11 protein-coding genes are annotated in these 13,320 nt (G+C 73.5%); 6 read left to right on the top strand and 5 right to left on the bottom strand.

Features of this window, described 5'->3' with window-relative positions; translation table 11 throughout:
* Nucleotides 1-33: 33 nt before the first annotated feature.
* Nucleotides 34-2,124: a bifunctional glycosyltransferase 87/phosphatase PAP2 family protein gene (locus ABEA93_RS32685; RefSeq protein ID WP_345679504.1), complete on the bottom strand. Its 2,091-nt coding sequence runs from the start codon at nucleotides 2,122-2,124 to the stop codon at nucleotides 34-36.
* A gap of 263 nt (nucleotides 2,125-2,387) precedes the next feature.
* Between ABEA93_RS32685 and ABEA93_RS32680 the strand changes: the two genes are divergently transcribed.
* Entirely contained in the window at nucleotides 2,388-2,912 is a 525-nt protein-coding gene (locus ABEA93_RS32680; protein ID WP_345679563.1) for a GNAT family N-acetyltransferase, read from the top strand.
* Nucleotides 2,913-3,118: 206 nt separating this feature from the next.
* Here ABEA93_RS32680 and ABEA93_RS32675 read toward each other — a convergent pair whose 3' ends face one another.
* Nucleotides 3,119-4,660: a phosphatase PAP2 family protein gene (locus ABEA93_RS32675; RefSeq protein WP_345679503.1), complete on the bottom strand. Its 1,542-nt coding sequence runs from the start codon at nucleotides 4,658-4,660 to the stop codon at nucleotides 3,119-3,121.
* Nucleotides 4,661-4,789: 129 nt separating this feature from the next.
* On the opposite strand from ABEA93_RS32675, the gene ABEA93_RS32670 reads away from it, so the two are divergent.
* From ABEA93_RS32670 to ABEA93_RS32655, 4 genes are all read left to right on the top strand, one after another.
* A complete protein-coding gene (locus tag ABEA93_RS32670; protein WP_345679502.1) occupies nucleotides 4,790-5,308 on the top strand; it encodes a hypothetical protein in 519 nt (172 codons plus the stop codon).
* Nucleotides 5,309-5,431: 123 nt separating this feature from the next.
* The gene (locus ABEA93_RS32665) at nucleotides 5,432-5,947 is read left to right on the top strand and encodes a transglycosylase family protein (RefSeq protein ID WP_345679501.1); all 516 of its coding nucleotides are present in this window, start codon (nucleotides 5,432-5,434) and stop codon (nucleotides 5,945-5,947) included.
* A 79-nt stretch (nucleotides 5,948-6,026) separates the two neighbouring features.
* A complete protein-coding gene (locus ABEA93_RS32660; protein ID WP_345679500.1) occupies nucleotides 6,027-7,283 on the top strand; it encodes a metallophosphoesterase family protein in 1,257 nt (418 codons plus the stop codon).
* Nucleotides 7,280-10,750 carry an ATP-binding protein gene (locus tag ABEA93_RS32655; RefSeq protein ID WP_345679499.1) on the top strand — a complete coding sequence of 1,157 codons (3,471 nt, stop codon included), beginning with the start codon at nucleotides 7,280-7,282 and terminating at the stop codon, nucleotides 10,748-10,750. The genes ABEA93_RS32660 and ABEA93_RS32655 overlap by 4 nt, the downstream gene beginning before the upstream one ends.
* Before the next feature lie 52 nt (nucleotides 10,751-10,802).
* On the opposite strand, the gene ABEA93_RS32650 is transcribed toward ABEA93_RS32655, so the two are convergent.
* The 3 genes from ABEA93_RS32650 to ABEA93_RS32640 are packed head-to-tail and all read right to left on the bottom strand — an operon-like array spanning nucleotide 10,803 to nucleotide 12,555.
* Nucleotides 10,803-11,324 (bottom strand): Dabb family protein, encoded by a 522-nt coding sequence (locus tag ABEA93_RS32650; protein WP_345679498.1) that lies wholly within the window; start codon nucleotides 11,322-11,324, stop codon nucleotides 10,803-10,805.
* Nucleotides 11,321-11,644, bottom strand: a complete 324-nt coding sequence (locus ABEA93_RS32645; protein WP_345679497.1) for a hypothetical protein — start codon at nucleotides 11,642-11,644, stop codon at nucleotides 11,321-11,323. Before ABEA93_RS32645 ends, ABEA93_RS32650 begins: the two co-directional genes overlap by 4 nt.
* On the bottom strand, nucleotides 11,641-12,555 hold the full coding sequence (locus ABEA93_RS32640; protein WP_345679496.1) for an LLM class F420-dependent oxidoreductase: 915 nt from the start codon (nucleotides 12,553-12,555) through the stop codon (nucleotides 11,641-11,643). Before ABEA93_RS32640 ends, ABEA93_RS32645 begins: the two co-directional genes overlap by 4 nt.
* A gap of 124 nt (nucleotides 12,556-12,679) precedes the next feature.
* Here ABEA93_RS32640 and ABEA93_RS32635 point away from each other — a divergent pair, with 124 nt between their 5' ends.
* Nucleotides 12,680-13,312 carry a TetR/AcrR family transcriptional regulator gene (locus tag ABEA93_RS32635; RefSeq protein ID WP_345679495.1) on the top strand — a complete coding sequence of 211 codons (633 nt, stop codon included), beginning with the start codon at nucleotides 12,680-12,682 and terminating at the stop codon, nucleotides 13,310-13,312.
* The last annotated feature ends 8 nt before the right edge of the window (nucleotides 13,313-13,320 follow it).

Genomic DNA, 13,320 nt, shown 5'->3' with positions numbered 1-13,320 from the left:
CAATGCCTTGGGTTGCCACCCGGGTTACCCCCGTCATTTTGTGGAGAGCTGCCGAATCCTCCGGCGGAACCATGGCGTGTCTTGACCGTCCGGATCGTTGGTGCCGTCGGGGTCGCCGCGGCGGTCCCGGGCGTTGGGCACCTTCGCCGCCGGGATGCCGCCGGCCGGGCCGGCGAAGGCGCTCCGCCCGGTCAGCACGTATTGCACCGCGAAGCCGATGGAGATGACCACGACGCCGCCGACCGCATCCAGGATGTAGTGGTTCGCCGTCGACATGACCACGAACGTCGTGGTGAGCGGGTAGAGCAGCCCGGCCGCCCGCATCCACCGGCGCGGGGCCAGCGCGAAGATCACCAGGCCGCACCACAGCGCCCAGCCGACGTGCAGGGACGGCATGGCCGCGTACTGGTTGGAGATCTGGGTGAGCGCGCCGAAGTCCGGGTTGGCCAGGTCCTGCGGGCCGTGCACGGTGTCGATGTAGCCGAAGCCGGGCATCAGGCGCGGCGGCGCGAGCGGGTACAGCCAGAACCCGACGAGGCCGGTCGCGGTGGCGACGCACAGCACGGTGCGCGCCGAGCGGTACTGCGCGGGGCGCGTGATGTACAGCCAGGCCAGCAGGCTGAGCGGGACCAGGAAGTGGAACGTCTCGTAGAAGAAGCCGGTGAACGACTTGAGCCAGTCGACCTTCGCGGTGAAGTGGTTGAGGCTGCGCTCGATGTCGATGTGCAGCGCCTTCTCCACGCCGATGACCTGGCGGCCGTGCTCCTCCGCGGTCGCGCGCTGGTCGGGGACCGAGGCGCGGATGAACGAATAGAAGGAGTAGCCGACCCGGATCAGGATCAGTTCCAGGATCAGGTTGGGCTTCGACAGCACCCGCAGGCCGTCCGGGAGCAGCGGGATGCGCCGCCCCGGCGTCCGGGCGGGGGCCAGCTCCGGCATCGTGGCGACCCAGTGCGGCGAGGACCGGAGCAGGAACGGCATCGCGACGGCGGCCAGCACGGCGAGCAGCAGCGGCGAGTTGTCGGCGATCGTCCGCGTCACGGCGAGGTTGCCCGGCAGTATTTCGTCGCTGTGGAAGAGCATTACCGCGGCGGCGAGCAGCGGCCACACCATGCGGTCGGCGCGGCCCCTGCCCAGCCGGCCCGCGGCGGCGAGCAGGACCCACAGCTGCTGGTGCTGCCACGACATCGGCGACACCGCGACCACGAGGCAGCCGACGATGGCGGCGGCCAGGACGGCCTGGTCGTCGCGGGCGTACGTCACCGCGCGCTTGAGGCCGAACCAGACGAGCGGCACGGCGAGGGCCGCGAGCACCGCGTATTCGGCGGGGCCGGTGAGGCCGATCCGCAGCAGCAGCCCGTGCAGCGACTGGTTGGCCAGGGCGTCGGCGGGTCCGCCGAGTCCGGCGCCCGCGATGTGGTGGACCCAGTAGGTCAGCGAGTCGTCGGGAAGCGCGGCCCAGGCCAGCGCGGTTCCGGCGGCGAAGGTGCCCGCGGACGTCAGCGCGGCGTTGCGCCGCCCGGTCAGCCACAGGAACGGCGCGAAGAGCAGCATGACCGGCTGGAGCGCCATCGCGACGCCTGCCGCGACCCCGGCGGCCCGGCCCGGTTCGCGGGACAGGCACGCGGGCAGCACGAGCAGCACCGGAAGCAGGCTGATCTGGCCCAGGGTCAGGTTGCCGCGCACCGGCAGCGACAGGAACATCAGCGAGATCAGCACGGGGGCGGCGAACAGCCGGGCGCGGCGTCCCGAGGTCGCGGTCACGCTCCGGGCGACCAGCACGCCGACGGCGGCGACGATCAGCAGGGTCGTTATGGTCCAGACGACGCCGAGGGTCTCTTCGGCGGCCTTCGTCAGCGGCCGCAGTACGAGGCCGGCGAAGGGAGTCCCGGTGAACGGTCCCCCGACCGCGTCGCCGTCGTAGAGCGACCCGGGCAGGTGGAGGACACCGCCGGTGCCGAGCCAGGTCTCGAGGTCCGCCAGCCGCCGGCCGGGCGGGAGGCGGAGTGTGTGGGCCGCCTGGCGGACCGCCAGTAGGGCCGCGAGGAACCAGAGGGCCGCCGGAGCGAGGGGAATTCTGGTCCGCCGCACGTCCGCGGGGTTCCTGCCCCCCGTCCGAGTCATGTGCCGTCTCTCCTGGTCGATCCGATCGGCCGGTCCGGGCGGGGTACGTCCGGGTCGGCCGCCGCCGTTTCCCGGGCGTCCGCACGTGGTCGCGCGTCCGTCGGGACGGGCGCCTCCGCCACGATGTCATCGCGTCGGCGGTTGGGAAAGCAGGGGCCGCCGGGACACGCCATCCCCGTATTCTCGACCAGACCAGGACGTGCCGCAGAACCGCTCGGCGCGCCGGACCGGCAGGCTGGAGGGCCGCGACCGTGCACGACGTCATGTTCCGGACCGCGACGGACACCGACATTCCGGCCCTGGTGGCGCTCGTCGAATCGGCGTACCGCGGCGATTCGAGCCGCCGCGGATGGACCACCGAAGCGGACCTGCTGCACGGGCAGCGGACCGATCCGGAGGGCGTCGCCGAGGTCCTCGCCAAGCCGGACAGCCGGATGCTGGTCGCGCTGCGCGGCGACGTGCTCGCGGGCTGCTGCCAACTGGAGCGACGGCCCGAAGGCGTGGCCTATTTCGGCATGTTCGCGGTCGACCCGGAGCGGCAGGGCGGCGGTTTGGGGCGGCGTGTCCTGGCCGAGGCGGAGCGGATTGCGGCGGCCGAGTGGGGCAGCGGCGAGATGCACATGACGGTGATCAAGCAGCGTGCCGATCTCATCGCCTGGTACGTGCGCCGGGGGTATGCGCAAACCGGCCGGATGTCGCCCTTCCCGTACGGCGACGACCGTTTCGGGCGTCCGCAGGTGGACGATCTCGAATTCGAACTTTTGGTGAAAACCTTGCCGAAGCCTTAGTCCGTTTTGCCTGCCGCGGCGGATTCCGCCGGGCGTGTCCCCGGTTCGCCCGGCCGCGCCGCGGCGGTACGGGGTGCGGGGACCGGTGCGGTACCGAGCCTGGCCTGGAAAGCGGGCACGTCGTCGCGCAGCCGCCGCCCGGTGAGCGCCTGTTGGAGGAACACCGCGGCGGTTACCGCGGCCGCGGCGCCGACGCCGTCGAGGATCTAGTGGTTCGCCGTGCCGACGACCACGAACGCGGTCGCGCACGGGTAGAGCACCGCGAGCGCCTTGAGCCACCGCGAGCGGGCCACGCAGACCACGGCGACCGCGCACCACAGCGCCCAGCCGATGTGCAGCGACGGCATCGCGGCGTAGCTGTTGATGAGCTGCGTGGCGAAGATGTAGCTGCGCGGCCCGTCCGGCAGGGACGCGACCATGCCGCTGCCCGGGTACAGCCGCGGCGGGCACAGCGGGAACAGCCAGAACCCGACGAGGGCGAGGCCGGTCGTGAAGGCCAGCACCGTGCGTGCGGTGCGGTAGCGCGTGGGGTGCCATATATAGAGCCACGCCAGGACCGCGACGGGCACCGTGTAGTGCAGCTCCCGGTAGTAGTCGAGCATCAGCTCGAACAGCCGGGTCGACTTCAGGGCCAGCCGGTTGACCGCGGGTTCGAAGTTGAAGCGGAAGAACCGCTCCACGTCGATGACCAGGTCGGCGTTGTCGATCGCCTGGTCGCGCTGGTGGGGGATGCTCGTCCGCAGGTCGCCGCGGATGTTCTGGTAGATCCAGTAGCCGGCCCGGATCAGCAGCAGTTCGAGGAGCAGGTTGGGGCGCGTCACCGGCCGGGCGAGCGAGGGCAGCAGCGCGCGGCGTCCGGCGGGCGGGGGCTCGGCGCGGCGCAGCCCCCAGTGCGGGTCGGCGCGGGAGCGGAACGGCAGTGCGCACGCCGCGGCGACGGCCACCAGCGTGGGGACGTTGCCCAGCACGGTGGACAGGTTCGCGTCGATGCGCGGGTCGATGGCGTCCGCGGGCACCGCGAGCGCGGTGAGGATCAGCACGGGCCAGACGGGGCGCTCTTCGGGGCGGGTGCCCAGGCGGCCGCCGAGGGCGAGCGGCAGCCACAGGAGTTCGTACGACCAGGACACCGGCAGCGCGGCGATCCCCGCGCACGCCGCGACGGCGATCGCGAGCAGCGGTTGCCCGTCGGCGTGGAAGCGCGCCGCGCGGCGCAGGGCGAGCACGCCGGCGGCGGCACCGAACAGCAGGGCCGCGGCGGTGAGTGCGGGGGTGTCGGCGCCGGTGATGCCGTGCGCGTATTCCCCGGCGATGCGCAGGAGCATGCCGTGCACCGACGCGTCGGGGGTGTCCCCGGCGAGGTAGCGGTCGGTGAGCAGCGGGCGCCAGGACGATCCGGGCAGTCCGTCGACGGCGGCCAGGGGCAGCACGGTGGCGGCGGCCGCACCGGTGCCGAGCAGGGCGGCGCGGCGGCGGCCGGTGAACCACAGCAGGGGGAGCGCGGCGAGCGCGACGGGGTCGAAGGCCGCGGCGATGCCGGTGGCGAGGCCGCGCACCCGGCGCGGGGTGCGGCCGAGTGCGTCCGCGCACACGCCGGCGATGGCGGCGAAGACCAGGGGAGCGGTGTCGATTCCGTCGCGCACCGGTGCGGAACGCACCGCGAGGACGGCGGCCGCGGCGGCCGCGAGGAGGCCCAGGACGGTGGCGGGGACCTGCCGGGACCCGATCCGATGATCCGTCAGGTCGCGCATCCGGCCAACAGTACCGATGCCGCAACTCGGGCTCGCGGTCCGGGCTTTACCCAGCCGCGGCGGACGTGTTCGTGACAGCATGGCGTAGCGGGCAAGCGCAGGACCGGACGCCGTGGGGGAGTGGGAATCGTGTCGCAGCAGGAACCGCCGTACGGCCAGTCGCCCTACGGGCAGCAGCCTTACGGACAGCAGCCGCACGGCCAGGGCCAAGGCGGCCAAGGCCAGGGCGGGAATCCGGCACCGGGGCCGTACGGCGCGCCCGGCTCCGGGTCGGGGCCGGGGCAGTACCCGGGCCAGGATCCGTACGGGCCGCAGCCGTACGGAGCGCAGCCAGGCGGTGCGCCGCAGTACGGCGAGCAGCCCTACGGCGACCCGTACAACCCGCAGCCGCCGCGCCGTTCGGGCCGCAGCCCGCTGATCACGCTGGTACTGGCGCTCGTTGTGGTCGCGGCCATCGTGACCGGCGTCATCCTGGCCACCAAGGACGACGGCGGGGACGGCACACCCGAGAAGTCGAAGACGCCTGGCAACCAGATCCCGGGGCTGCCCAGCGGCCTGCCCAGCGACCTGCTTCCGGGCGGCGGCCTGCCGACGGACTTGCTGCCGAGTGGAATTCCGTCGGACTTGATCGGCGGCCTCGGCGGCTGACCGCCGCCGCGGCAACACGCGGTGCGGTGCGGTGGGGCTGAAGTGCGCCGGATGAGTGACTGATCGGCGTGGTTTGATGCCAATAGTCCGTATTGTCGCGCCAGTTCCCTAGCGTCGAGCACCATGTATCGACGGATTGTCCGATCTTCGGTCCACGCGACGGCCGCCACCGTCCTCGCCCTGCTCGCCGGGGGCTTGGCGGCCGCCCCGGCCCACGCCGTCTCCGACACCGTCTGGGACCGCCTGGCGATGTGCGAGAGCAGCGGACGCTGGGACATCGACACCGGCAACGGCTACTACGGCGGCCTGCAGATCCAGCCCTCCACCTGGGACGAAGCGGGCGGCACGGACTATGCGCCCCTCCCGCACCAGGCGACCCGCCGCGAGCAGATCACCGTCGCCGAGAAGATCCTGCGCATGCAGGGCTGGGGCGCATGGCCGCAGTGCGCGCGCCAACTCGACCTCTACTCCGTGCCGATCACCACGACCTACGTCGTCCAGCCCGGCGACTCGCTGTCCGGCCTCGCCGCCCGGTTCGACGTGGCCGGCGGCTGGCCCGCGCTCTACGAGATGAACCGCGACGCCATCGGCCCCGACCCGGACCGGCTCCTCGCCGGCACCCGCATCGAGATTCCCTGATCCGCCCGGTCCCGTCCGCGCGGCCATCTATCCTGGGTGACTTGCCGATCAACCGCCCGGATGGAGGGTCAGCGGCCGGATGAAACTGCTGCACGCTGCCGACCTGCACATCGACAGCCCGCTGCGCGGGCTGTCCCGGTATCCGGGGGCTCCGGTCGACGTCTTCCGCGGCGCCGCCCGCGAGGCGCTCGCGAACCTCGTCGACTTCGCGCTCGCCGAGGACGTCGGCGCCCTGCTCCTCGCCGGCGACGTCTACGACGGCGACTGGAAGGACTACCGCACCGGCCTGTACTTCACCGCGCAGATGCAGCGGCTGCGCGACGCCGGCATCCGGGTCTACATGGTCGCGGGCAACCACGACGCGCAGAGCAAGATCACCAAGGAACTCCGGCTCCCCGCCAACGTGCACCGGTTCTCCACCGCCCGTCCGGAGACCGTCGAGGACCACGAGCTGGGGATCGCGGTGCACGGCCAGGGCTTCGCCGACCGCGACATCCAGGACAACCTCGCCGCCGAATACCCCAAGGCCCGCGACGGCTACTTCAACGTCGGCCTGCTGCACACCGCCTTGCAGGGCGCCGAAGGCCACGACATGTACGCGCCGTGCCGCGTCGAAGACCTCACCGCCCGCGGCTACGACTACTGGGCGCTCGGCCACATCCACGCCCGCACCGTCGTCCGGGCCGGCGACCCGTGGATCGTGTTCCCCGGCAACCTGCAAGGCCGCCACGCCCGCGAGACCGGCCCCAAGGGCGCGACGCTGATCACCGTCGGCGGCGGCGACCCCGACGTCCGCCACCACGACCTCGACGCGGTCCGCTGGGAACACCTCCACGTCGACGTCTCCGGCGTGTCCGACGACAGCGGCGTCCTGGGACTCGCCGAGCAGGCCATGCGCGGCGCCACGCGCGACGCCGACGGCCGCCCGCTCGCGGTGCGCATCAGCTTCACCGGCACCTCCGACGCCCACGAACTCCTGTGGCGCGACCGGGAGCGCATCGACAACGAACTCCGCGCCGCGGCCATCGACATGGACGACCTTTGGGTCGAACGGATCCGCGTCGCCACCTCCCGCGTGACCGCCGACGAGGACGCCGCCGACACCACCGCGCTGCTCGGCGACCTGCGGCGCACCGCCGCCGCCCTCGGCGGCGATTCGGCGGCCCTGGAAAAGCTCGTGCGCGGCCTGCCCGGACTCCGCGGCGCCGGCGGTGCGGCCGACGGCGACGGCACCGGCGTGGACGACCCGGCCTGGCGGAGCCGGGTCTTCGACGAAGCGGTCGACCTGCTCGCCGCCATGCTCGGCGGCGGCGCCCGCCCGGGAGGGGACGCGTGAGGATCGACCGGCTCGACCTGCTCGCCTTCGGCTGCTTCACCGACCGCACCCTCGACCTGTCCGCCCCCGGCGTGCATGTCATCGCGGGCCCCAACGAGGCGGGCAAGTCCACAGCCCGGCACGCCATCGGCCAGCTCCTGTACGGCATCGGCGAACGCAGTCCGTACGGCTTCGTGCACCCGCTCGCCGAACTCCGCCTGGGCGCGCTGATCAGGGACGCGCACGGCGCGCCCCTGGAGATCGTCCGCCACAAGCGCCGCAAGAACCCGCTCTGCGCGCCCGACGGCACGCCGCTCGACGAACGCGGACTCGTCCGCGCGCTCGCCGACGTCGGCGCCGACGAGTTCGCCGGCGTCTTCGCCCTCGACCACGCGGAACTCCGGCGCGGCGGGCAGGACTTGCTCGACGGCAAGGGCGACGTCGGCCGCGCCCTCTTCGAGTCGCGGTCCAGCAGCCGCCTCGCCGACGTGCAGGACACGCTCCAGAAGGACTCCGCGGCGCTCTGGCTCAAGGGCGGCCAGAAGCCCCGCATCAACCACGGCACCAAACGGATCACCGAACTCCAGCGCGAAGTCCGCAACCTCGCCCTGGAACCGCGCGAATTCGCCGCCGCCGAAAAGGCCGTCACCCGCGCCGAGGAAGAACACGCGCGCCTGGAAAGCGATTTGCGCGACATCCGGGCCCGACACGCCGCCCTCGTCCGGGTGCGCGCGGCACTGCCGCAGCTCGAACAGCGCCGCGAACTCCGCGCCGCCCGTGAAGACCTCGCGGGCTCCGGAAGCACCGTCCCGGACAACCTCGTCGACGAACTCGACCGGGTCACCGCCCGGCTCCGCAAAGCCGCCGACGAATCCGCCCACGACCGCGCCGCGCTCCTCGACACCGAAGCCGACCTCGGCGCCCTGCCCGCCGACACCGCGCACCTCGACCACGCCGACCCGCTGGAAGCCCTGTCCGCCGAGGTCAGCGCGATCCGCGAGGCCGAGAAACAGATCGGCCTGGCCGAAGAGGAACTCTGGGCACAGCGGCGCGCCGCCGAGGAACTCCTCGACGGAGTCCGCCCCGGACGCACGCTCGACGACCCGGGCGCCTACCGCATCGACAAGGCCACCGTCGACCGCATCGCCGCGCTGCGCCGCGACCTCGCCGGCCACGACACCGCGCTGGCCGCCGCGCTGGAGCAGGAAACCCGGCGTGCCGCCAAGCTCGACGCCGCGCGGGCCGCGCTGGCCGAGGCTCCGTCGGCGGCGGACGCCGCCGCGTTGCAAGCCCTGCTGCATGCGGTCCCCGAAGGCTTCGCCGGGGATCTGACCCGCGCCGAACAGCAGGTCGCCGACCGGCGGGCGAAGTGCGACGCCCTGCGCGCCCGCCACGGCCTGACCGGCCTCGACGACGATGCCGTCGTGCGGCTCCCGCTCCCGGCCCGCGAGCAGATCGACGAACACCGCGCCGCGCTCGACACCCTCCGCGGCCGCGAGGAAACGCTCGCCACCCGTCGCGCGGAGACCGCCGAACGCCTGGACAAGGCTCGCGAGGACCTGCAGAAGCTGCTGCGCGGCACCGCTCCGCCGACACCCGCCGAACTCGACGCGGCCCGCGAGGAACGCGACGGCTGGTGGGCCGATCTCGAAGCCGCGGCCCAGCCGACCGACGAACTCAAGGCCTCCTACCGGCAGTCCGTTCTGCACGCCGACAAGCTCGCCGACCGGATCCGCGAGCACGCCGCCGATTCGCTGCGCCGCGTCGACCTGGAGATCGCGATCGAACGCGACACCGAGCGCCTCGCCACCCACGATGCCGACGTTGCGGACGTCGTCCGGACCCGGGACGAACTGGCCGCGCACTGGGCCGCCCTGTGGGAGCCGAGCGGCGTCGTCCCACCCGAGCCCGCCGCGGCCCCGCAACTCGCCGACGGCGTCCGCGACCTGGCCGCCCTGATCGAGGAAGCCCGCGCGTCCCGGCACGCCCTGGACGCGCTCCGCGAGGAGGAATCCGCGCTCGTCGCCCGGTTCCGCGCCGAACTGGAGAACGCCGGGGAGCCGACCGAGGCCACCGCCCTGCGCGAGCTGTCCGGTCTCGCCGACCTGCGGATCGACGCCGCCGCCGAAGCGCTCCGCGAGCGCGGCCGCGCCGAAGCCGCCGAACGCACCGCGCTCGACGAACGCGACGAGGCCCGCGACGACGTCCGCCGTGCCGAAGCCGCCCGGGCCGCGTGGGAAACCGCCTGGGCCGACGTGGTCGGCGGCCTCGGACTCGACGGCCACGACCCCGACGCGCTCGCCGCCGCGGTGGAGACGCTCGCCACGGTCGCCCGCGACGCCGACGCCTTGGCCGAGGCCACCCGCCGCCGCGACGCCGCCGCCGCCCGGGTCGCCGACTTCGACCGGCGGCTCACGACGCTGGTGACCACCGCCTGGGGTGCCGAACCGGCTGATGGAGAGGCCCGGTTCGTCCAGCTCGCCGAGCATCACGCGGCCCTCGCCGCGGCGCGCACCGCCCGCGACACCCGGCAGTTGCTGACCGCGCAGGCCGACAAGCTGCGCCGCCGTATCGAGAACGGCGAGGCGGTGGCCGCGGACGCCGCGACGGAACTCGCCGCGCTGGTGGCCACCGCCGGGGTGGCCGACGAGGCGGCGCTGCGGGAGGCGGTCGCCCGTACCGTCCGGCTCCGCGAGGCGACCGGGCAGCTCGCCGAGGCCGACCGGCTGCTGCGTGAGGCCGGAACGCCGATCGCCGAACTGGAACGCGACGCCGAAGGCTGGTCGGCCGCCGAACTCGACGCCGAACTCCTGCAACTGGCCGCCCACGTCGACCGCGCGCAGGATGCCTACGACGTGCAGGCCACCGAACTCGGCAAGGCCCGCCAGGTCCTCGCCGGCATGGACGACTCCGCCCGCGCCGCTGCCGCGCTCGAGGAGGTCTCCGCGCAGACCGCGGAACTCGGCGCCGACGTCGAGCAGTACGTCCGCGTCGAACTCGCCCGCGAAGTCCTGCGCCGCTGCATCGAGGAGTACCGCCGCGACAACCAGGGCCCCGTGCTCCGCCGCGCCGAAGAACTGTTCACCGCCCTCACCGGCGGCCGCTTCACCCGCCTGGTCGTGGACACCGAGGCGAAGAAGGGCGGCCACGTCCTCACCGCCCGCCGCGCCGGTGCCGAGGAGAACGGCGACGCCGTCGGCGTCGAAGCGATGAGCGAAGGCACCCGCGACCAGCTCTACCTGGCCCTGCGCTTGGCGACGCTCGACCGCTACGCCGACGCCGACCGCGCGATGCCGCTCGTCCTCGACGACATCGCCATGACCTTCGACGACGGGCGCACGAGCGAACTGCTGCGCGTACTCGACGCGATGGCGGACACCTTCCAGATCATGGTGTTCACCCACCACCTGCATCTCGGCGCGCTCGCCCGCGAAGCGCTGCCGTCCGGCCGGGCGCACGTCCACGAGCTGCCCGCCTTCGGGGGCTGATCCGGAGGCGTCCGCGGATCCGGCGGCGTGCCCGCCGGATCCGCGCCGTACGTCAGAGCACCGGGCCGTCCGCCCACCGGAACACGTGCGCCAGCTTCGGTGCCACGATCGACCCCGGCATCTCGCCGTCGAACCAGCGGTCCACGTATGTCCAGTGGTATGGATGCATCAGGTACTCGCCCGTCAGCCCCGCGACGTCCGCGAACTCCTGCTCCCACACGTGCGTCCACACCGAGCCCGGCGTGGCGACACGGCTCAGGGCCCAGCTGCGGATCGTGGTGATGTGGTCGGGCATCGCCATCACGTCGGCCTCGAACCGGCGGACGGTCTCGTCCGGGGTCCCGGGGTGTACCGACAGCAGCAGGGTGCGCTTGAGCCGCCGTCCGTCCAGGGGCACCTGCCGTGCGCCGACCGGCTGCAGGGCGACGGCTTCCGCCGCGCCTTCCGGGGCCCGCTCGCCGACGGAGTCCCACGTCGCGCCCAGGCCGCCGACGCTGCCCGGCAGGTCGGGGCCGCCCACCGTGCCCGCGGGGATCGGGACGTCGGCCGCGGCCAAAGCCACCCAGCGGGTCATGCGGTCACCTCCGGTGTGTCGACGAGACCGACGTGCCGGGTGCGGCGCACCGCGAGCGCGTCGGTGTCCGCCCAGAACGCGGCTACCGCGGGGTCCGCGCCGGCTGCCGCGCGCATGCCGAAGAAGGCTTTCGCGCCGGGAAGTTTCCACAGGGTGTGGACGGCGATCGCATCGGTGTCCACATGCTCGCGCCAGCTTTCCACCAGGGTCAGGCCGCGCCGCACCGCTCCGGGAAGATAGTCCTGCCGCCAGGCCGCCGTCCACGCGTCGGCATCGGCTCCGCGGAGCACGACGGTGTCGAGGATCCGCACGTCGCTCACAGCTTCTCCAGGACCTCGTCGCGGTACCGGGCGATCTGGTCGCGCAGCGCGTCGAGGCCGCGCGGGCCCAGCAGGCCGTCGTCGCCCGCGATGCGGGGGGCGATGACCAGGCGGGACGCGCCGTGCTCGACGAACTGCCGTACCCACGCCGGGTCGTGCTCCCGCTCCCGGTCGCAGCTGCCCGGCCACGCGGTGATCTCGACGTCCGCCGCGTCCCGCCCGGCGTCCGCCGCCGAGGCGCGCAGCAGGTCCGCCTGGGTCGCGAAGTCCTCGGCGGTGATCGTGTACGGGAACCAGCCGTCGCCGATCCGCCCGGCGCGCCGCACCGCCGGGTCGCTGTTGCCGCCGAGCACCACCGGGACGGCGCCGGATTCCGGGCGCGGCAGCGAGTTGAGGCGCTCGAAGGAGACGTGCTTGCCGGAGTACGACGCGGGTGCGTCCGCCCACAGGGCGCGCATGGCGCCGACGCACTCCTCCAGGCGGCGGCCGCGGTCGGAGTAGGAGGCGCCGACGGCCGCGTACTCCTCCTTCTGCCAGCCGATGCCGAGGCCGAGCATCAGCCGGCCGTCCGAGTGCCGGTCGATGGTCGCCGCGCGCTTGGCCAGCACGACCGGGCTGTGCAGCGGCGCGACGACCATCGCGGTGCCGAAGCGCAGCGTGCGGGACGCGCCCGCGAGGAAGGCGATGGTCTCCAGCGGGTCCGGCATGGGCACGTGGGTGCCGCCGCTGGGGGTGCGGCCGGAGGCGGAGTACGGGTAGAGCGGCTCGTACTCCTCGGCGATCACCACGTGCTCGACCGTCCACACCGACTCGACGCCGCATTCCTCGAGCGTCCCGGCGAGGTCGCGGAGGAATCCGCCGGAGGTCACCAACCCGTCCGCGAACGGTGCCATCATGCCGAGCTTGACCATGCCGGGTCCTTCCTCAGGCCCGCTCCGGGGTTGCCCCGCCCGCACCGGGCGGAGGGCGCCGGGCGCGGGCACCGGAGCTTGTTAATCGACTCCATTAGGTAATGGAACCGATTAATATCCGAGCATGGCGACGACGACAAGACCTTCCGCGGCGGAGACCCGCGCGTGCCTGATGCGCGCGGCCGAGCGGCTGTTCGCCGAGCAGGGTGTCGACGGGGCCCGCACCCGGGACATCACCGAGCGCGCCGGACAGGCCAACTCGTCGGCGCTGCATTACCACTTCGGGTCCCGCGCGGGTCTGCGGCGGGCGATCATGGACGCCCACCAGGAGCGGGTGGAAGCGGCTCTCGCGGCCCGGCTGGCGGATGCCGACGCGAGCGACCTCACATCACTGGTCCGCGCCTACGTGGAGGCCGAGGCGTCCGAGCTGGCGCACGACAGCGGCCGGGACTGCCTGCGGATCGTCGGCCAGGTGGCGCACGGCACCGGTTTCCGCGACGGGCAGGCGCACGAGGCGCTGGCCGGCGGCGCGCTGTGGGGGCTGTTCACCCAGGTCGCCGTGCTGCTGGTGGCCGACGGGCTGCCCGACGCGCTCGCCAACGAGCGCGTCGAGCTGATGGTCATGCTGGTGGGGGCGGCCTTCGCGGACCGGGCGCGGCACGTCCAGAGCGGACGTGCGCGCCCGGTGCCCGGTGAGGCGTTCCGGGCCGACCTGGTCCGGGTCGTCGCGGCGATGCTCCGCGCGCCCGGACCCTGAGGGAAACC

The organism is Yinghuangia aomiensis (assembly GCF_039542225.1).
GTDB classification, from domain to species: domain Bacteria; phylum Actinomycetota; class Actinomycetes; order Streptomycetales; family Streptomycetaceae; genus Yinghuangia; species Yinghuangia aomiensis.
Note: the sequence above shows the minus strand (reverse complement) of the source record. Positions and strands in the feature narration are given on the sequence as shown.

Bases quoted from the DNA above. Each gene is read 5' to 3' on its own strand.
- ABEA93_RS32685 (WP_345679504.1), bottom strand. From the start codon at position 2,124: ATGACTCGGACGGGGGGCAGGAACCCCGCGGACGTGCGGCGGACCAGA.
- ABEA93_RS32680 (WP_345679563.1), top strand. From the start codon at position 2,388: ATGTTCCGGACCGCGACGGACACCGACATTCCGGCCCTGGTGGCGCTC.
- ABEA93_RS32675 (WP_345679503.1), bottom strand. From the start codon at position 4,660: ATGCGCGACCTGACGGATCATCGGATCGGGTCCCGGCAGGTCCCCGCC.
- ABEA93_RS32665 (WP_345679501.1), top strand. From the start codon at position 5,432: ATGTATCGACGGATTGTCCGATCTTCGGTCCACGCGACGGCCGCCACC.
- ABEA93_RS32660 (WP_345679500.1), top strand. From the start codon at position 6,027: ATGAAACTGCTGCACGCTGCCGACCTGCACATCGACAGCCCGCTGCGC.
- ABEA93_RS32650 (WP_345679498.1), bottom strand. From the start codon at position 11,324: ATGACCCGCTGGGTGGCTTTGGCCGCGGCCGACGTCCCGATCCCCGCG.
- ABEA93_RS32640 (WP_345679496.1), bottom strand. From the start codon at position 12,555: ATGGTCAAGCTCGGCATGATGGCACCGTTCGCGGACGGGTTGGTGACC.
- ABEA93_RS32635 (WP_345679495.1), top strand. From the start codon at position 12,680: ATGGCGACGACGACAAGACCTTCCGCGGCGGAGACCCGCGCGTGCCTG.